The sequence below is a fragment of the Comamonas terrigena NBRC 13299 genome (assembly GCF_006740045.1).
Lineage (GTDB): Bacteria > Pseudomonadota > Gammaproteobacteria > Burkholderiales > Burkholderiaceae_C > Comamonas > Comamonas terrigena.
The window spans coordinates 3,632,020-3,650,089 of record NZ_AP019749.1 but is presented as its reverse complement, the minus strand read 5'-3'; the positions used below and the strand labels follow the sequence as shown (position 1 = coordinate 3,650,089).

The 18,070-nt window shown below is 65.9% G+C and carries 15 protein-coding genes; 6 read left to right on the top strand and 9 right to left on the bottom strand.

Going from position 1 to position 18,070, the window contains the following annotated elements; all coding sequences use genetic code 11:
* The first annotated feature begins 44 nt into the window (after window positions 1-44).
* The 4 genes from urtB (at window position 45) to urtE (ending at window position 4,571) form a co-directional block, all read left to right on the top strand.
* Window positions 45-1,646: an urea ABC transporter permease subunit UrtB gene (urtB, locus tag CT3_RS16595; RefSeq protein WP_066536756.1), complete on the top strand. Its 1,602-nt coding sequence runs from the start codon at window positions 45-47 to the stop codon at window positions 1,644-1,646.
* A gap of 132 nt (window positions 1,647-1,778) precedes the next feature.
* Complete coding sequence (gene urtC / locus CT3_RS16590; RefSeq protein ID WP_066536754.1) at window positions 1,779-2,954, top strand: urea ABC transporter permease subunit UrtC; 1,176 nt, start codon at window positions 1,779-1,781, stop codon at window positions 2,952-2,954.
* Entirely contained in the window at window positions 2,951-3,823 is an 873-nt protein-coding gene (gene urtD, locus CT3_RS16585) for an urea ABC transporter ATP-binding protein UrtD (protein ID WP_066536741.1), read from the top strand. Before urtC ends, urtD begins: the two co-directional genes overlap by 4 nt.
* Before the next feature lie 55 nt (window positions 3,824-3,878).
* A complete protein-coding gene (urtE, locus tag CT3_RS16580; RefSeq protein WP_066536735.1) occupies window positions 3,879-4,571 on the top strand; it encodes an urea ABC transporter ATP-binding subunit UrtE in 693 nt (230 codons plus the stop codon).
* A gap of 100 nt (window positions 4,572-4,671) precedes the next feature.
* Here the strand turns inward: urtE and CT3_RS16575 are convergent, their stop codons facing one another.
* The gene (locus tag CT3_RS16575) at window positions 4,672-5,646 is read right to left on the bottom strand and encodes a Bug family tripartite tricarboxylate transporter substrate binding protein (protein ID WP_066536734.1); all 975 of its coding nucleotides are present in this window, start codon (window positions 5,644-5,646) and stop codon (window positions 4,672-4,674) included.
* 1,074 nt (window positions 5,647-6,720) lie between these two features.
* Between CT3_RS16575 and CT3_RS16570 the strand changes: the two genes are divergently transcribed.
* Window positions 6,721-8,283 (top strand): methyl-accepting chemotaxis protein, encoded by a 1,563-nt coding sequence (locus CT3_RS16570; RefSeq protein WP_066536728.1) that lies wholly within the window; start codon window positions 6,721-6,723, stop codon window positions 8,281-8,283.
* 90 nt (window positions 8,284-8,373) lie between these two features.
* Here the strand turns inward: CT3_RS16570 and CT3_RS16565 are convergent, their stop codons facing one another.
* The 7 genes from CT3_RS16565 to CT3_RS16535 all read right to left on the bottom strand — a co-directional run bounded on the left by CT3_RS16565 (window position 8,374) and on the right by CT3_RS16535 (window position 14,488).
* Window positions 8,374-9,204 (bottom strand): urease accessory protein UreD, encoded by an 831-nt coding sequence (locus tag CT3_RS16565; protein WP_066536722.1) that lies wholly within the window; start codon window positions 9,202-9,204, stop codon window positions 8,374-8,376.
* A 110-nt stretch (window positions 9,205-9,314) separates the two neighbouring features.
* Window positions 9,315-9,842, bottom strand: a complete 528-nt coding sequence (locus CT3_RS16560) for a nucleoside deaminase (RefSeq protein ID WP_225608723.1) — start codon at window positions 9,840-9,842, stop codon at window positions 9,315-9,317.
* Window positions 9,843-10,099: 257 nt separating this feature from the next.
* Entirely contained in the window at window positions 10,100-10,516 is a 417-nt protein-coding gene (locus tag CT3_RS16555; protein ID WP_066537390.1) for a cupin domain-containing protein, read from the bottom strand.
* Window positions 10,517-10,667: 151 nt separating this feature from the next.
* Entirely contained in the window at window positions 10,668-11,444 is a 777-nt protein-coding gene (locus CT3_RS16550) for an ABC transporter permease (protein WP_172591775.1), read from the bottom strand.
* Between the two features lie 17 nt (window positions 11,445-11,461).
* Window positions 11,462-12,292 (bottom strand): ABC transporter ATP-binding protein, encoded by an 831-nt coding sequence (locus tag CT3_RS16545; protein ID WP_066536706.1) that lies wholly within the window; start codon window positions 12,290-12,292, stop codon window positions 11,462-11,464.
* Between the two features lie 59 nt (window positions 12,293-12,351).
* Window positions 12,352-13,386, bottom strand: coding sequence for an ABC transporter substrate-binding protein (locus CT3_RS16540; protein WP_066536701.1), 1,035 nt, complete (start codon window positions 13,384-13,386; stop codon window positions 12,352-12,354).
* A gap of 76 nt (window positions 13,387-13,462) precedes the next feature.
* Window positions 13,463-14,488, bottom strand: a complete 1,026-nt coding sequence (locus CT3_RS16535; protein ID WP_066536699.1) for an ABC transporter substrate-binding protein — start codon at window positions 14,486-14,488, stop codon at window positions 13,463-13,465.
* 329 nt (window positions 14,489-14,817) lie between these two features.
* On the opposite strand from CT3_RS16535, the gene CT3_RS16530 reads away from it, so the two are divergent.
* Window positions 14,818-15,471, top strand: coding sequence for a flavin reductase family protein (locus CT3_RS16530; RefSeq protein WP_066536696.1), 654 nt, complete (start codon window positions 14,818-14,820; stop codon window positions 15,469-15,471).
* A gap of 132 nt (window positions 15,472-15,603) precedes the next feature.
* Here the strand turns inward: CT3_RS16530 and CT3_RS16525 are convergent, their stop codons facing one another.
* Window positions 15,604-17,901, bottom strand: coding sequence for an NADP-dependent malic enzyme (locus tag CT3_RS16525; RefSeq protein WP_066536694.1), 2,298 nt, complete (start codon window positions 17,899-17,901; stop codon window positions 15,604-15,606).
* Window positions 17,902-18,070 lie beyond the last annotated feature (169 nt).

Sequence of the window (18,070 nt, the reverse complement as noted above, 5' to 3'; positions counted from 1 at the left end):
CTGTGCGACGGGCCGTTGTCACAACCAGACAGGCAAGAGTTTCTATGTTGTTCAGAATTTTGCGCACGATCCGGCCCTTGCTGGCAGCCGCTGTGGCCTGCGGCGCGCTGTGGCAGGCCCCGGCCCAGGCCCTGACGGCCGAGCAGGCGCTGGCCATGGCCGACGGCGACAACGCCTCGCGCGTGGCCGCCATGGCCGATGCCGTGGCCCATGGCGATGGCCAGCGCACTGCAGATTTTCTGCAGGCCATGCAGGACGGTGACGTCCAGGTCGCCGCAGGCCGCGCACTCATCGTGCGTGCCGGGCAGGGCGTGGACCCTGTCACCGGCCAGCCCGTGCCCGTGCCCGAAGGGGCCGAAGACGTGGGCACCAACAACCGCATCCGCCGCGAGATCGGCAGTGCGCTGGCCTCCCTGAATCTGCTGGTGGGCGACGAGGCCACGCGGCTGGACGCGGCACGCGCCATGCTCAAAGGCGCCACCCCCGACCGCCTGCCGCTGCTGGACAAGGCCATGGCCCAGGAGCGCAGCGCGGCCGTCAAGGCCGAGCTGGAGCTGGCCCGCTCGGCCGCCCAACTGGGCAGCGAAGACCCCGCCCAGCGCATCAAGGCTGCGGCCCAGCTGGCGCAGCGTGCCACCCCGGCCACGCGCCTGCTGCTGAATGAGCGGCAGGCCCAGGAAACCGATGAGAAGGTGCAGCTTGCGCTGCAGCGCGCACAGGCCGAGGTGGCCGACAAGCTGGCCTGGGGCGAACGGCTGGGCGTGGCCTTCACCGGCGTGAGCCTGGGCACCATCCTGCTGCTGGTGGCGCTGGGCCTGGCCATCACCTACGGCCTGATGGGCGTGATCAACATGGCCCACGGCGAGCTGATGATGATCGGCGCCTACGCCACCTACCTGGTGCAGGGCGTGTTCCGCAGTTACCTCCCCGAATTCTTTGACTGGTATCTGCTGGCCGCCGTGCCGGCGGCCTTTCTGGCATCGGCCCTTGTGGGCGCCATCATGGAACGCGGCGTGCTGCGCTTTCTGTACGGCCGACCGCTGGAGACCTTGCTGGCCACCTGGGGCATCTCGCTGGTGCTGATGCAGCTGGTGCGCTCCACCTTTGGAGCGCAGAACGTGGCTGTGGAAAACCCGGTGTGGATGAGCGGCGGCCTGCAGGTGTTGCCCAATCTCACCCTGCCGTGGAACCGGCTGGTCATCATCGTGTTCGCGTTTGCGGTGCTGGCCGGCGTGGCCTACCTGATCGCCCGAACCCGCATGGGCCTGTTCGTGCGCGGCGTCACGCAGAACCGCCCGATTGCCTCGTGCATGGGGGTGAACACCGCACGGGTGGACACCATGGCGTTTGCACTGGGCAGCGGCATCGCCGGGCTGGCCGGCTGCGCCCTCAGCCAGGTGGGCAATGTGGGGCCGGACCTGGGGCAGAGCTACATCGTGGACTCGTTCATGGTGGTGGTGCTTGGTGGTGTGGGCCAGCTGGCTGGCACCGTCTACGCCGCACTGGGCCTGGGCCTGCTGAACAAGTTCCTGGAAGGCTGGACCGGTGCGGTGCTGGCCAAGATCGCGGTGCTGGTGTTCATCATCGCCTTCATCCAGAAGCGCCCGCAGGGCATCTTCGCCATGAAAGGCCGTAGCGCGGAATGACCATGCAGCCATCCCCTGTGCTCTGGTGCCGCTTCCCCTCGCAAGGGGCAATCGCCCCGCTGCAGCGCGGCGCCTGCGCGCTGTCTGCGCCGAACGCGGGCGGCCTCCCATGCTCCGCCAAGGACCACTGATATGACGACATCTTCCTTGAAAACGAATGTGCTGCTGCCGGCCTCGTCCCTGCCGGGGCGCAGACCGTTGCTGAGCAAGGCCGGCTGGTCGGCCTTCATGCTGGCGCTGATCGCCGTGTGTGCGCTGGCACCGGTGCTCAACCTGTGGGTGCCCGAAGGCAGCGCCCTGCACCTGTCGGATTACGCCGTGCGCCTGCTGGGCAAGATCATGTGCTACGCGATCTGCGCGCTGGCCATGGACCTGATCTGGGGCTATACCGGCATCCTGAGCCTGGGCCACGGCCTGTTCTTCGCGCTGGGCGGCTATGTGATGGGCATGTACCTGATGCGCCAGATCGGCACCGACGGCAGCTACCAGAGCAGCCTGCCCGACTTCATGGTGTTCCTGGACTGGAAGGAATTCCCCTGGCACTGGGCGCTGTCGGACAGCTTTGTGGCCACGGTCATCCTGGTGCTGGCCGTGCCCGGCGTGCTGGCCTTTGTGTTCGGCTGGTTCGCCTTCCGCTCGCGCATCAAGGGCGTGTATTTCTCCATCATCACGCAGGCCATGACCTATGCGGCCATGCTGCTGTTCTTCCGCAACGAAACCGGCTTTGGCGGCAACAACGGCTTCACCGACTTCAAGCGCATCCTGGGCATGCCACTGGCCACGCAGGAAATGCGCATGGCACTGTTCGTCATCACCGGCTGCACCTTGCTGGGCTTCTTCCTGCTGGCACGCTGGCTGGTGGGCAGCAAGTTCGGCCGGGTGCTGCAGGCCATCCGCGACGCGGAGACGCGGGTGATGTTCTCGGGCTACTCGCCGCTGCAGTACAAGCTCACCATCTGGGTCATCAGCGCCATGATGTGCGGCGTGGCCGGTGCCTTGTATGTGCCGCAGGTGGGCATCATCAACCCTGGCGAAATGTCGGCCGCCAGTTCGATCGAGATCGCCATCTGGGCGGCCGTGGGCGGACGCGGCACCCTGGTCGGCCCCATTGCCGGCGCGTTCGTGGTCAACGGTGCCAAGAGCTGGCTCACGGTGGTGGCGCCGGAATTCTGGCTGTACTTTCTGGGCGGCCTGTTCATTGTGGTGACGCTGTTCCTGCCCGATGGCATTGCCGGACTGGTGCGCAAGCTGCGTCGCCGCAAGCCGGTGGACAGCAGCAAGAGCAGCAAAGAGGAGGGCCGCGCATGACGCCCGATCTGATGGAAGAAGGCACGCGCCGCATGCAGGCGGTGGCGGTCAAGGCGGCGCAGGACACGGAATCCGGCGGGCGCAAGGCGGGCTACTCGCGCATCGCCACACCGGGTGAGGTGGACACCACGCACGGCCGCATCCTGTACCTGGAGGACGTGCATGTCAGCTTTGACGGCTTCAAGGCCATCAACGGTCTGAACCTGGACATCGCCCCGGGCGAGCTGCGCTGCATCATCGGCCCCAATGGCGCGGGCAAGACCACGATGATGGACATCATCACCGGTAAGACCCGGCCCGACAGCGGCACCGTGTTCTTCGGCTCCACCATCGACCTGCTGCGCCACAACGAGCCCCAGATCGCCCAGCTGGGCATCGGTCGCAAGTTCCAGAAACCCACGGTCTTCGAGCAGCTCACGGTGTTCGAGAACCTGGAGCTGGCGCTCAAGACCCACAAGGGGGTCAAGCACAGCATGTTCTTCCGGCTCGACAGCACGCAGAGCGACCGCCTGGCCGAGGTGCTGCACACCATCCACCTGGCGGGCAGCGTGCACCGCATGGCCGGCGAGCTCAGCCACGGGCAGAAGCAGTGGCTGGAGATCGGCATGCTGCTGATGCAGGACCCCAAGCTGCTGCTGCTCGATGAACCGGTGGCGGGCATGACGGACGACGAAACTGCGCGCACGGCCGAGCTGTTCCTGCGCCTCAAGGGCCAGCATTCGCTGATGGTGGTGGAACACGACATGTCGTTCATCGCCACCATCAGCGAAAAAGTGACCGTGCTGTGCGACGGCAGCGTGCTGGCCGAAGGCACGCTGGCCCAGGTGCAGGCCGATGAGCGCGTGATCGAGGTCTACCTGGGGCGCTGAGACGCTGCTATGAATATGGAGAGCGTGCAGACGCTCCGGAAATGGATGGAACCCGATGCTTGAAGTTCGCAACCTGCACCAGTACTACGGCGGCTCCCACATCCTGCGCGATGTGAGCGTGCAGGCCGTGCCCGGCAGCATCACCGTGCTGCTGGGCCGCAACGGCGTGGGCAAGACCACGCTGCTCAAGAGCCTGATGGGCTTGGTGCCGATCAAGAGCGGCACCATCAGCTGGAACGGCAAGCCCATCCAGGGCCTGACGCCGTACGAGCGCGCGCGCAGCGGTATCGGTTTTGTGCCCCAGGGGCGCGAGATCTTTGGCCGTCTGAGCGTGGAGGACAACCTGCGCATGGGCCTGGCCTACAAGAGCGGTCGCACGCCGATTCCGCAGGATCTGTATGCGCTGTTCCCGGTGCTCCAGCAGATGCTGCACCGCCGCGGCGGTGACCTGTCCGGCGGCCAGCAGCAACAGCTGGCCATTGCCCGTGCGCTGGCACCTGCGCCGGGGCTGCTGATTCTGGACGAGCCCACCGAAGGCATACAGCCCAGCATCATCAAGGACATCGGCCGCGTGATCCGCATGCTGGCCAAGGAGCGTGGCATGGCCGTGCTGCTGTGCGAGCAGTACTACGACTTTGCCGAGGAACTGGCCGACCACTACCTGGTGATGGAGCGCGGCGAGGTGATTGCTAGCGGGCCGGGCAGCGAGATGCAGGAAAAAGGCATCCAGAAGCTGGTGGCGATCTGAACGTCAGATGCGGAGGCCCTGGGGCCGGGCGCCTGCGGCACCATGAAAAAAACGACCTCCATAGGAGGTCGTTTTTGTCGGTCCGGGGTACGGAGGACGGTCAGTCCGCCGTGGCGCCCGAGGCCTTGACGGCGGCGCCCCACTTCTTGATGTCCGCGCTGATCAGCTTGGCGAACTCGCCGGTGGACATGCCAAACGCGTCGGCGCCCAGTTCGGAGATCTTCTGCTTGACGTGGTCCTGCGCCAGGATGTCCTGCACATACTTGTTCATGCGCTCGGCCAGGTCCTTGGGCAGGCCCTTGGAGCCGATCATGCCGTACCAGGGTTCCACCTCGAAGTTGGTGAAGCCCAGCTCATGCAGGCTCTTGACGCCGGGGAACTTGGGCGAGGCGTGCTTGCTGGTGATGGCCAGGGCCTTGAGCTTGCCGCTGTCGATCTGCGGCTTGAGCGGCACCGGGTTGTCGATGGCGTACTGCACCTCGTTGGCCATCACGGCCACCACCAGCGGGGCCGAACCCTTGTAGGGCACATGGGGCACCTTGATCTTGGCCTCGGTGTTGAACATCTCGGCAATCATGTGCTGGGGCGAACCGGCGCCGGCCGAGCCGAAATTGATCTTGCCGGCCTTGGCCTGGGCGATCAGTTCCGGCACGTTGTGGATTCCCGACTTGGGGCTGGTCACCAGCAGGAACGGGGCCTTGGCGATGGTGGTGATGGGCGTCAGGTCCTTCTCGGGGTGGTAGGGCACGCTCTTGTACAGCGAGGGCGAGATCACCACCGGGCTGCTGGAGCCGACCAGGAAGGTGCCGCCATCGGGCTTGGCACGGCTGACATAGGCGGTGGCGATGTTGCCATTGGCGCCGGCCTTGCTTTCCACGATCACATTGGCGGTGATGCGCTTTTCCAGTTCCATGGCGATGATGCGCGCCAGCATGTCGCTGGTGCCACCGGGGGCATAGGGTTGCACCAGGGTGATGGTCTTGACGGGCCAGGCGTCCTTGGCATGGGCCAGGGGGGCCAGGGCGGCAGTCAGACTCAGGGCGACCGTGGTGGCCAGGATGGTTCGGCGGAACATGTCCACTCCTTCTCACTCTGCCCGCAAAGGCGGGCGTTTTTTGGAAGCGCGGTGGCGCCGCACAGGCCGCGTGGCAGGCTGGTACCGGGGCTGGCAGTGCGCCAGCCGGGAGTCAGTCGCCACAGTGGGCAGCAGGCACCGCTCTGTCGGGGGGCCCCAGAATGGGGCGGGCGCCGTAACGCCAGTTTCATTTGGTTGTTATATGGTTATCCCTTAATTGTTAACCCTTGAGTTTCCACTTTTCTGACAAAAACATGAAAGCGCTTGAAAAAAGGTGCTGCCGCGGAGTGAGCGCTTCGCTGAGTTTCGGTGGGCGCTGGCGGAACGTGGGTGCCAGCATCTGGCAGGGCGCAGCCGGGCTGGGCGCACTGCGCACCGCCGTGGGGAGTACGGAGGCAGGCACCAGCGCATCGGGCCGTGGGAGCGCGGTGGCCGCGGTGGCGGGCAGACTGCAACCGGTGTTGGATTCCGGTTTCAATGCCCCAGTCTTGCCTTGCATCAATTTCTATTCAGATGGAAATTCCATAGAATTTACAAATCGAAACTTTTGCGGATCAGCGCGCGTCCACTCGCCTTGGCGGCGGTGGGGCCGGGTGAGGAAGTGTGATGGAGTATTTCAGGGCACCCGCGTTCTGCCACCGTACCAGGGTGATGACGGACCCGGGAGGGATTGTGTGCCTGTGTGGCAAATCGCTGGACCTGCACCGTGCCTGGCAGCAGGGCATGCCGGGCGCAGATTCGCAATGCGTGCATTGCCGGCGCTGCTATGACAGCCGCGCGCAGCTGATCTCGGCCCGCCGCCAGTCCGGCTGCCATCACCTGCCCCAGGCCCCGCAGCAGCTGCAAGGGGCAGTGGCTGCCGGTGTGCGTTCGCGCCAGCTGTGGCGTGAGAGTGCTCTGCCCGCATGGGGCGCTGCTGCACCGGTGTGCAGCCCTTCCGTTACCGATTCCTCTTCTGCAGATCCCATGCAGCGCGCTTCCTGAAAGCTCTCTTTCCTTTTTTCCTCCCGCTGCTTCGCCTTCTTCTTTTCCCTGACACCATCCGGCGGGCTTTGCCGCGCCACTCTCTTTGCCATGCGCCAGAACCTGCCTGTCACCCTCCACGAGTTCCAGTTTCCCGATGACGAGCTGCTGATGTCCACCACGGACAGCCAGGGCAACATCACCCACTGCAATGCCGCCTTCGTGCGTGTCAGCGGCTTCAGCATGGAAGAGCTGATGGGCCAGCCCCACAGCCTGGTGCGCCACCCTGATATGCCGGCCGAAGCCTTCCGCGATATGTGGGCCACCATCGGCCACGGCCGGAGCTGGAAGGGCATCGTCAAGAACCGCCGCAAGGATGGCGGCTTCTACTGGGTCCACGCCCACGTCACGCCCATCATGCAAGGCGGCAAGCCCGTGGGCTATATGTCGGTGCGGGCCAAGCCCACGCGCGAACAGGTGCAGGCAGCCGAGCAGCTCTATGCCCGCCTGGCGCAGGAGCGGGCCAAGGGCCAGCCCGACATGGTGCTGCATGCCGGCCATGCGCGCCTGCTGGGGCTGCGCAATCTGTTCGGAAAAATGCAGCGCGCCAACTTCACGCTGCGCATCGCCGCCGTGGTCCTGCCGCTGCTGCTGATGGGCTGCCTGCCCGCCGTGCTGGGCTGGACCGCCGCATGGCAGGTGGGGCTGCAGGCCGCCGCCATGGTGCTGTGGAGTGCGCTGGGCCTGGGCTGGCTGCACCGCACCCTGACGCAGCCTTTTGCGCTGACCCACCGCTTTGCCAAGCAGCTGGCCAGTTGCGAGCTGGACCGCCAGCTGCCGCTGGTGCCGGGCCGCCATCCGATGGCGCTGCTGATGGAGCACCTGCACCAGGTGCATTTCAATCTGCGGGCCATCGTGGGCGATGCGCGCCACGAGATCGACAGCTTCAGCCACCTCTCGCGCGATCTGTCCGGCAGCGCCCGCAGCCTGTCCGAGCGCACCGAACTGCAGGCCGAGCGCCTGCAGCAGACGGCTGCCGCCATGACGCAGCTGGCTGGCAGCGTGGAGCAATCCCAGCAGACCACAGAAGAAGTGCTGCAGCAAAGCGGCAAGAGCGCCGAGCTGGCGGAACGTGGCGGCCAGGCCATGCAGAAGGTGGAGGACATGGTGCACCAGCTGCGCGATTCGTCGCAGCAGATGGGGCAGATCATCACCACCATCGAAAGCATTGCCTTCCAGACCAATATCCTGGCGCTGAATGCGGCGGTCGAAGCCGCGCGCGCCGGCGAGCAGGGGCGCGGCTTTGCCGTGGTGGCCGGCGAGGTGCGCACGCTGGCGCAGCGCAGCGCCGAAGCGGCCAAGGAAATCAAGCGGCTGATCTCCGGCTCCAACGACCGCATCCACCAGGGGGCGGAGCGCATGCAGGAAGCCAGTGCCACCATCTCCCAGGCGGTGCAGTCGGTGGCCCAGGTCAGCCAGCTGGTGCAGGAAATTGTGGAAACCTCGCGCGAACAGGCCCTGGGCATTGCGCAGGTGGACCGTGCGATTGGCGAGCTGGATGCGGTCACGCAGGAGAACGCCCGCATGTCCGAGGTGTCAGCCCATTCCGCCGGCCACATGAGCAGCAACGCCGGTGTGCTGCACCGCACACTGGAAGTGTTCCGCATGCGCTGATGGCCGGTGTGCGGCATGGGCGCCATGCCGCCTTCCGGCTGTGTAAGCGGCAGCGCTGGGCACCACCCAGCGCGGAAAGCGTTTCGCGTTCTACATGGACCAGATGCGGGGCAGCGGGGCTTCCCGCTCCCACAGCAGCCGGCGCCACAGCGCCCAGACCTGCTGCCACAGCTGCATCAGCGGCTCCACCAGCGGGGCCAGGCCGCGCAGCACCAGCACATGGTCGTTGGGGCTGGTGACCCCGCACCACGGGCCCTGGGGGTGGCTGGCCAGCAAGGCGTGTGTGGCTTCCTGCACCTGTTCCCGGCGGGCACGGGACAGGGGGCTGCCGCAGGCAAACACCAGGCTGCCCAGGCAGCGCTGGCCGGCCAGGCCCAGCGGGCCATCCAGCAGCGGCCCATCGTCGGCGCGGATCAGCCCGCGCTCCAGCCAGCGGCCGGGCCATTCCATGTGCTGCAGGAATTCACCGCGCAGCCAGGGCGCCTCGGCGTGGGGCAGACCCAGGGCCGTGATGTCCCAGGCCAGCAGTTCGGCGCCGGGGGCCAGATCCAGTTCCAGCTGGTTGCGGGCCAGGCAGCCGTTGTAGGCAATGGCTTCCAGCGGCAGCCATTCCAGGCGGGCACCGGCATCCAGCCGCAGGCGCGTGCGTTGCAGTGCCGGTTCGCCTTCGCTGCGGTAAAAGCGCGTGGCGCCCGGGGTGGTGACCAGGGCGTGGGCACCGGCTCCGGCGTGCACCTGGATGTCCAGGGTGTCCCCGCCCACCAGCCCGCCAGGCGGATGGACCAGCACATGGTGGCAGATGGTAGGGCCTTCGGGGTAGAGGCTGCGCAGCACGCGCAGCGGGCCGTCGTGGGTGAAATGCGCGGCCGTGCGGCCGGTGCGGTGGTGGTAGTCGAGGGAGAGGTGGGCGTGCCAGGGCATGGTCAAGCTGCAAGCAGACACTGTGCCAACTTGGTGCGTATGCCCGTCAGCGCTGCACCATGGCGGCTGGACTGCTCACCGAAGCAGAGCAGGGCCAGCCGGTGTGGATATCAGGAGGAGGGCGGGAACCAGCTGTCCTCGTACACCGCCAGGGCTTCGTTGACCAGGGCCGGGCCGATGCAGGTGATGGCATAGGTGGCGTTGTCGAACACGGTGTGGCAGTCCAGTGTGCTGCCGCGCAGGTCGGGCCGGATCTGCAGCAGCCGCGTATCGTCCAGGCCAAACACCACGCGGCCGATACCGGCGTTGCAGATGGCGCCGGCGCACATGGCGCAGGGCTGGGCCGACGCATAGAGCGTGGCACCCGCCAGCAGCTCGGGCGCCACACGGGGGTTGCCCAGCTGGCGCACGGCATTCATTTCCGCATGGCCGGTGCAGTCGCCCGTCTCGCGGGTGTTGCTGAAGGCCTCGGCCAGGATGCGCCCATCGGCGGCCACCACCACGGCACCGAAGGGCCGGTTGCCGCGGGTGCGGGCCGCATTCGCCCAGACAAAGGCCTGCCGCAGGTATTTGGCATCGGTCGCGGACAGAGGCTGTCCTTCGGGGGGGCGGTCATCCATCATGGGTGCTGCGAGCATGCGCGCCTCCTGGGCGGGTGCGGGTAACAAGGCCGCCTGGGCACAGGCGGGGTTACCAGAGCTATTGCATGTCGCATGCCAGAAACGACTTCTTACATACGTGCCAGGAAGGGCGGCGGGACAGGAGGCGGACGGCGGCCGTGCGATCGCCGGGGGTGAGCGCCGTCGGCGCAGTGCAGATGCGCTGTGCCTGCTATGCAAATCAAAGCGTTAGCTGCGCCGGAACACACTGCCGGCACAACGCCTGCAGACGGGTCTCATGCCGCTGCCGGCGCATCGACATCGGTGGTGACAAACACTTTCTTCACGCGTTCGTCCACTTCCCAGTGGCCGCTGAAGCCGTCGGGTAAGACAAAGCTGTCACCCGCCTGGAAATGGTGCACGCTGCCATCCGGGTCCACCAGGCGGCAGCTGCCTTCGACGATGTGGCAGAACTCGATATAGCCCTGGATGTGGGAGCGGAAGGCCCCGGCCGTGGCTTCCCAGACGCCGGCATTGGCTTTGCCGCCGTTGCCGCTGAATACGTCCAGCGTCTTGTAGGTGGTGTCACCGCGCAGCGGACGGCTGGGCTGGCCGCTGCGGGCCTGCGACAGGTCGCTGGGGTCGATGCGCACCAGCTTGACAGGAGCGGTGGGAGCGGCGGGGGCGGTGGAAAAGGGGGCAGAGGCAGTCACGGCAGGCATCCAGAGCGGGGCAAGCTGCGCATGGTACAGAGTGCCGGGGGTGCCCAAGGCAGCCAGCCATGTGGGGCATGCGGCTTTGGCCCTGCCCATGCAAAAAGGCCTGCCACCAGGGCAGGCCTTTGCACGTGGCGCGGGGGACCACTCAGTGGTTGTTGGCGCCGCGGTGGGCCCAGGCGGTGGTGCGCTTTTCCACCAGGCTGAACAGCTCGTACATCACCATGGCCATGGCCCCCACCACCAGCAGGCCGGCAAATGCCAGGCCCATCTGCATGGACGAGCCGGCCGAGATCAGCAGGTAGCCAATGCCTTCGTTGGCCGCCGTCATCTCCGACACCGTGGTGCCCACAAAGGCCAGCGTGATGGCGACCTTGAGCGAGCCGTAGAAGTAGGGCAGCGAGCGCGGCAGACCCACCTTCATCAGCACATCCCAGCGCTTGGCGCCCAGCACGCGCAGCACGTCTTCCAGCTCGGGCTCCAGCGTGGCCAGGCCGGTGGCGATGTTGACCATGATGGGAAAGAAGCTGATCAGGAACGCCGTCAGGATGGCCGGGCCAATGCCGATGCCGAACCACACCACCAGAATCGGCACGAAAGCCGCCTTGGGCAGGGCGTTGAAGGCGGTCATCAGCGGGTAGACGGCGGCGTAGGCCAGGCGCGAGCTGCCGATCAGAAAGCCCAGCAGCACGCCGACCACGATGGCGATGCCAAAGCCGGCCATCGTCACCCAGAAGGTGCGCCAGGCGTGGCCGGCGATCACGGCGTGGAATTCCAGGAATTGCTGCAGGATCAGCCAGGGGCTGGGGAAGATGAATTCCGACACCTGGAAGGCCGAGCAGACCACCTGCCACAGCACGATCACGGCGAGCAGCAGCAGCCAGGGGGACCAGCGTTCCAGCAGTTTGTTGTTCAGTTTGTTCATGGCAATGTCCTGGGCGCTTATTGGTTGATCACGGCGCCGTCTTTGCGCAGCGCGCCGATGTGGCCGCGCAGCTCCAGCACGATGTCGGTGAATTCCTTGGTGTAGGTCAGCTCCAGGTCGCGCGGGCGGGGAAAGTCGATCTCGCGGCGCACCACAAAGCGGCCGGGGCTCTTGCTCATCACGTACACGGTGTCGGCCAGGAAGACCGATTCGCGCAGGTCATGCGTCACCAGAATCACGTTGAACTGCTGCTCGGCATGCAGGTCGCGCAGAATGCACCACAGCTCTTCGCGGGTGAAGGCATCCAGCGCACCGAAAGGCTCGTCCAGCAGCAGCATCTTGGGTTCATGGATCAGCGCACGGCAGATGCTGGCGCGCTGCTGCATGCCGCCCGACAGCTGCCAGGGAAACTTGTCTTCATAGCCGCCCAGGCCCACTTTCTTCAGCAGGTTGCGGGCGCGTTCTTCGTATTCCTTGCGCTTGGCCTTGAACTGGCTGCGGTGGGGCTCCACGATCTCCAGCGGCAGCAGCACGTTGTCCACCGTGGTGCGCCAGGGCAGCAGCGAGGGCGACTGGAAGGCCATGCCCGAGATCTTTAGCGGGCCGGTGACGGGCTGGCTGTCGATCAGGATCTTGCCCATGCTGGGCATGCGCAGGCCGGTGGCCAGCTTCATGAACGTCGATTTGCCGCAGCCCGAGGGGCCGACGATGGCGATGAACTCGCCACGGCGCACTTGCAGGTCAATGGCCTCCACCGCGAAATGGTTCTGGGCCAGCAACTCGTCGTTGTAGGCCAGCCAGACGTCACGGAAATCAACAAAGGCGGGGTCTTGGGAGGAAGCCGTCATAGGAATCACTTCAAAGGTCGGTGCCGGGCGGCGCATGCATGGCTGCCCGGCATCCGGGTTTAGCGCTTGGGAAGCACGTCCAGTTCGGCGGCAGAGGGCAGGAAGCTGCCGTTCCACACCGCGTTGGCGGGCACCGGGTTCTTGGTGGCATAGGCCTTGGAGACCTGCTCGGCCATCTGGGCCAGGCGTTCCTTGCGCAACTGGCCAAAGCCTTCGTCGCGTGCACCCTTGCTGTCGATGGCGGTGTCAATCGTCAGCTTCAGGCGCTTGACCTCGAGTGCCGTGTTCACCAGGCCGTCCTTGGCCTTCATCGAGGCGATGGCGGCTTCGGGGTTGGCAATGGCTTCCTTGGCGCCCTTGGCAAAGGCTTTCAGGAAGGCGCGCACGGCCTCGGGCTTTTCGGCGATCAGCTTGGGGCTGGCGATGATCACATTGCCGTAGAGCTGCACGCCGTGGGTGGCATAGGGCAGCACCACGATGTCTTCGCGCTTGACGCCACGGGTCTCCAGATTCAGCAGGCTGGTGAAGGTGTAGCCGGTGACGGCATCCAGGTCGCCGCGCGCCAGCATGGTCTCGCGCAGCGGCGGGTCCATGGTGGTCCACTGCACCTCGCCCACCCCATTGGCCTGGGCAAAGATGGGGAAGGTGCGGCGGCCGGCATCAAAGATGGGGGCGCCCAGCTTTTTGCCGGTCAGGTCGGAGGCCTTGGTGATGCCGGATTTCTTCAGCGCCATCACCGAAGCCGGCGTGGTGTTGTAGATCACCATGATGGCCACGGGCTTGATGGGCGCGTCCGGGTTGTTGGCGTGGAACTCCATCAGCGCGGCCAGGTCGGCAAAACCCAGGTCGTGGGTGCCGGAGGCCACGCGCTGGATGGCGCCTGCGCCGCTGGCGGCCTCGACGTTCACATCCAGGCCGGTTTCCTTGAAATAGCCTTTCTGTTCGGGGTGCACGAACAGGGCGGCCGGGCCCTCGAAGCGCCAGTCCAGCTGGAACTTGAGCGGGGTCAGTGCCGGGCTGGCGGCGACAGCCCAGGTGGTGGCGGTGGTGGCCAGAACGGCCATGGCGCTACGCAGAAAGGAACGTTTGTTCACGGTGCAGATTCCAATGAGGGAGAGTCATTGCCCCTTGGGCAGACACCGCAGTGGTGTCTGCCCAAGGGGGCGTGGTTTACTTCTTGGGCAGCACGTCCAGCACGGCGGCGGAAGGCAGGAAGCTACCGTTCCACACGTCTTCGGCCTTCACGCGGGTCTTGGTGGCGTAGGCGTCGGAGACCTGCGAGGCCATCAGCGTCAGGCGGCTGTTGTCCAGGCGGCCAAAGCCTTCCTTGCGTGCGTCGGGGCTGTTGACCACGGTGTCGATGGCCAGCTGCAGGCGGCGGGTTTCCAGCGCCACATTGGCGATGCCGTCACGGGCCTTGACCGACTGGATGGCCTCGGCAGGGTGGGCCATCACGTCCTTGGCACCTTGGGAAAAGCCGGCCAGGAACTTCTTGATGGCTTCGGGGTTTTCCTTGATCAGCTTGGGGCTGGCGATGATCACGTTGCCGTACAGCTTCACGCCGAAGTCGGCGTAGGGCATGACCACCACATCCTGGGCCTTGGCGCCGCGCGCTTCCAGATTCAGCAGGCTGGTGAAGGTGAAGCCGGTGATGGCATCCACATCACCGCGCACCAGCATGGTTTCGCGCAGCGGAGGGTCCATGGCCGTCCAGGCCACATTGCCCACCTTGTTGGCCTTCTCGAAGATGGGGAAGGCCTTGCGACCGGCGTCGAACACCGGGGCGCCCAGCTTCTTGCCCTTCAGATCGGCGGGGGTCTTGATGCCGCTCTTCTTGAGCGCCATCACCGACGACGGCGTGTTGTTGTAGACCACCATCACGGCCACGGGCTTGTTGGGCGCGTCGGGGTTGTTGGCGTGGAATTCCATCACCGAGGCCAGATCGGCAAAGCCCATGTCGTAGGTGCCCGAGGCCACGCGCTGCACGGCACCACCGGAGCCATTGCCTGCATCCACCGTCACATCCAGGCCCTGGCCCTTGAAGTAGCCCTTGGCCACCGGCTGCAGGAAGAAAGCGGCCGGGCCTTCAAAGCGCCAGTCCAGCTGGAACTTGATGGGCGTGTCGGCGGCGTGGGCTGCGCCCCAGGCCAGGGTCACAGCAGCTGCGGCGGCTTTCAGGAAAGAACGTTGGTGCATGGATGCTCCTCACTTCATCGGTTGCAAAAGGGGTCTGCAGCCTTCAGTGCAAGATCGGTGCCATGTGTATACAAAATCGCCGAACGTGTTCTGTGGGGGTGTGTGCACGGATCTGGTGCCGTGCGGGCGGCGCAACACGTGGCCGTGGTGCACGGTTGCAAGTTCTTGGTGCGACGGGCGACAGACGGTATTCCTGGCCTGGCGGCCTGTCGCGGCCCTGCACCAGCGCTGGGCATGGCATTTGCAAGAAAACAGGCCGTACATGCGCCGCATGCAGCGCAGCCTGCTACTCCCCCTGTCGATGCCGGTGACGGCACAGAGAAACTCCAATGACCGAAATTGATTTTGCGCAGCTGGACACCTATGCCCGCTACAAGCTGATGGCCAGCCTGATCGTGCCGCGCCCGATTGCGCTGGTGACCACGCTGGGTGCCGATGGCACCGTGAACGCCGCCCCCTTCAGCATGTTCAACATGATGGGCGAGGACCCGCCCGTGGTGATGCTGAGCGTGAACAAGCTGCAGGATGCGGCGCAGAAGGACACCGCCACCAACATCCTGCGCGACCAGGAGTTCGTGGTGCACATCACCGACGAAGCCATGGCCGCCGCCATGCACCGCTGCGGCGACCGCCTGCCGCCGCACCACAGCGAACTGGTGCACACCGGGCTGACCGCCACGGCATCGCAGAGCGTGAAGCCGCCGCGCATTGCCGAGGCCCCGGTGGCCTTCGAGTGCGTGCTGCACGAGACGCTGGAGACGGAGAGCCGCTATGTCTTCATCGGCCGCGTGCAGTGGCTGGCAGTGCGCGACGGTCTGGTGGACACCGAGAAATGGCGGGTGCGCCTGCAGGAGTTCTTCCCGGTGGGCCGCTTCGGTGCCAGCTTCTACGTCAACTGCCGCGACCGCTTTGCCATCGAAGCCCATGAAGGGCTGGCACAGGCGCGGGATGGGGCCGCCAGCACCGCCATCGACGAAATGTGAGGCGGGGGCCTGCCGCCGGTCTGCCGACGGCACGGCTGCTGCGGCCCATGAAAAAAGCCCCCGGCCGGTGGCAGGGGGCTTGGTGGCTGTCCTCCAGGGACTGCACAGATGCGCTGGCTGGGGCTTAGGTCCTCAGGCCTTGCGCGTCTGGGCCTGTGCGGCGGCCAGGGCGGTCATGTTGACCACGCGGCGCACGGTGCTGGAAGGGGTCAGCACATGGGCTGCAGCGGCGCCACCCAGCAGCATGGGGCCGATGGTGGTGCCGTGGGCTGCCGTGGTCTTGAGCACGTTGAACAGAATGTTCGCGGCGTCCAGGTTGGGGCAGATCAGCACATTGGCTTCGCCGCTGAGGGTGGCGTCCTGCACGGTGCGGCTGCGCACCACGGGGTCCAGGGCCGAGTCGCCGTGCATTTCGCCGTCGCACTCGATGCCGGGGTTGGCCGCGGCAAACAGGTTGCGGGCCGCGCGCATCTTCAGTGCCGACTTGCGGGTGGACGAGCCGTAGTTGCTGTGCGACAGGAAGGCGACCTTGGGAGGCAGGCCGAAGCGGGCCACTTCGTCGGCGGCCATCTTGGCGATCTGGGCCAGCTCTTCGGCGGTCGGGTCTTCGTTGATGTAGGTGTCCGCGATGAACAGGGTGCGGTTGTCCAGCATCAGTGCGTTGACGGTGGCCATGCGGTCGGCGCCGGCCTGGTGGCCCAGAACTTCCTCGATGTGGGCCAGGTGCTTGTCGAACTTGCCGACCAGGCCGCACAGCATGGCATCCGCATCGCCCAGGTGCACCATCAGTGCGGCGATCACGGTGTTGGAGCGGCGCACGGTGGACTTGGCACCTTCCAGGGTGATGCCGTCGCGTCCCATCAGCTGGTGGTAGGCCTCCCAGTACTGGCGGAAGCGGGGATCGTCCTCGGGGTCGCAGATTTCCACGTCCACGCCGGGCTGGATGCGCAGGCCGGCCTTGGCAATGCGGGCTTCGATCACGGCGGGGCGGCCGATCAGGATGGGCTTGGCCAGGTTGTCGTCCACTGCCACCTGCACGGCGCGCAGCACGCGCTCGTCTTCACCTTCGGCATAGGCCACGCGCTGGACCTTGCTCTTGGCCGCGGCAAACACCGGGCGCATGAACATGCTGGTCTGGTAGACAAAGCGGGTCAGGCTTTCGCGGTAGGCCTCGATGTCCTCGATGGGGCGGGTGGCCACACCGGATTCGGCGGCGGCCTGGGCCACGGCCGGGGCGATGCGCAGAATCAGGCGCACGTCGAAAGGCGTGGGAATCAGGTAGTCGGGGCCGAACTTCAGTTCCTTGCCCTGGTAGGCGGCGGCCACTTCATCGCTCACGTCCTGCTTGGCCAGGGCGGCGATTTCGCGCACGCAGGCCAGCTTCATGGCTTCGGTGATCTTGGTGGCGCCGCAGTCCAGCGCGCCACGGAAGATGTAGGGGAAGCACAGGACGTTGTTGACCTGGTTGGGGTAGTCCGAGCGGCCGGTGGCCATGATGCAGTCCGGGCGAACGGCCTTGGCCAGTTCGGGGCGGATTTCAGGCTCGGGGTTGGCCAAGGCCAGGATGATGGGCTTGTCGGCCATGGTCTTGACCATGTCGGCCGTCAGCACGCCAGGGGCCGAGCAGCCCAGGAACACGTCGGCACCGTTGACCACATCGGCCAGCGTACGGGCTTCGGTCTTCTGTGCGTACTGGGCCTTGGAGGCGTCCAGGCCACCGGGGCGGCCTTCGTAGATCACGCCCTTGGAGTCGACCATGAAGACGTTCTCGCGCTTCACGCCCAGGCCCACCATCACGTTCACGCAGGCAATGGCGGCCGCGCCGGCGCCGGAGACGGCAACCTTGACCTTGCCGATTTCCTTGCCCACCAGTTCCAGGCCGTTGAGCAGGGCGGCGCTGGAGATGATGGCCGTGCCGTGCTGGTCATCGTGGAACACCGGAATGTTCATGCGCTTGGAGAGTTCCTGCTCGATGTAGAAGCACTCGGGCGCCTTGATGTCTTCCAGGTTGATGCCGCCCAGGGTGGGCTCCATCGACGCGATGATGTCGATCAGCTTGTCCGGATCGCGCTCGGCCAGTTCGATGTCGAACACATCCACGCCGGCAAACTTCTTGAACAGGCAGCCCTTGCCTTCCATCACCGGCTTGGCGGCCAGCGGGCCGATATCGCCCAGACCCAGCACGGCGGTGCCGTTGGTGATCACGCCCACCAGATTGCCACGGGCGGTGAACTCGGCCGCCTGTGCGGGGTCGGCTTCGATGTCCAGGCAGGGGTAGGCCACGCCCGGCGAGTACGCCAGCGACAGATCGCGCTGGTTGGACAGGGGCTTGGTGGGGGTGACGGAAATCTTGCCCTTGTTGGGGCTGCGGTGGTATTCACGGGCCGCGTCGCGCAGGGCTTGTTCAGCGGTGGACAGGTTTTGTGTCATAGAAAAAATCTCAACGAAAAAGCTCGGAGCTGTCTGGAAGCTTACCTGATGGCCGCCTCCCGTGGAGGGAAGTCGAACCCCGTGATCAGGCAAGGGATATCGGGTGCAGAGCGCTTTCAGAATGCCAAAGCCCCCTGGGAACGATTCGGCCAGGGGGCGCTAGCCCGGC

Bases quoted from the DNA above. Each gene is read 5' to 3' on its own strand.
- urtB (WP_066536756.1), top strand. From the start codon at position 45: ATGTTGTTCAGAATTTTGCGCACGATCCGGCCCTTGCTGGCAGCCGCT.
- urtC (WP_066536754.1), top strand. From the start codon at position 1,779: ATGACGACATCTTCCTTGAAAACGAATGTGCTGCTGCCGGCCTCGTCC.
- urtD (WP_066536741.1), top strand. From the start codon at position 2,951: ATGACGCCCGATCTGATGGAAGAAGGCACGCGCCGCATGCAGGCGGTG.
- urtE (WP_066536735.1), top strand. From the start codon at position 3,879: ATGCTTGAAGTTCGCAACCTGCACCAGTACTACGGCGGCTCCCACATC.
- CT3_RS16575 (WP_066536734.1), bottom strand. From the start codon at position 5,646: ATGTTCCGCCGAACCATCCTGGCCACCACGGTCGCCCTGAGTCTGACT.
- CT3_RS16570 (WP_066536728.1), top strand. From the start codon at position 6,721: ATGCGCCAGAACCTGCCTGTCACCCTCCACGAGTTCCAGTTTCCCGAT.
- CT3_RS16565 (WP_066536722.1), bottom strand. From the start codon at position 9,204: ATGCCCTGGCACGCCCACCTCTCCCTCGACTACCACCACCGCACCGGC.
- CT3_RS16560 (WP_225608723.1), bottom strand. From the start codon at position 9,842: ATGCTCGCAGCACCCATGATGGATGACCGCCCCCCCGAAGGACAGCCT.
- CT3_RS16550 (WP_172591775.1), bottom strand. From the start codon at position 11,444: ATGAACAAACTGAACAACAAACTGCTGGAACGCTGGTCCCCCTGGCTG.
- CT3_RS16545 (WP_066536706.1), bottom strand. From the start codon at position 12,292: ATGACGGCTTCCTCCCAAGACCCCGCCTTTGTTGATTTCCGTGACGTC.
- CT3_RS16535 (WP_066536699.1), bottom strand. From the start codon at position 14,488: ATGCACCAACGTTCTTTCCTGAAAGCCGCCGCAGCTGCTGTGACCCTG.
- CT3_RS16530 (WP_066536696.1), top strand. From the start codon at position 14,818: ATGACCGAAATTGATTTTGCGCAGCTGGACACCTATGCCCGCTACAAG.
- CT3_RS16525 (WP_066536694.1), bottom strand. From the start codon at position 17,901: ATGACACAAAACCTGTCCACCGCTGAACAAGCCCTGCGCGACGCGGCC.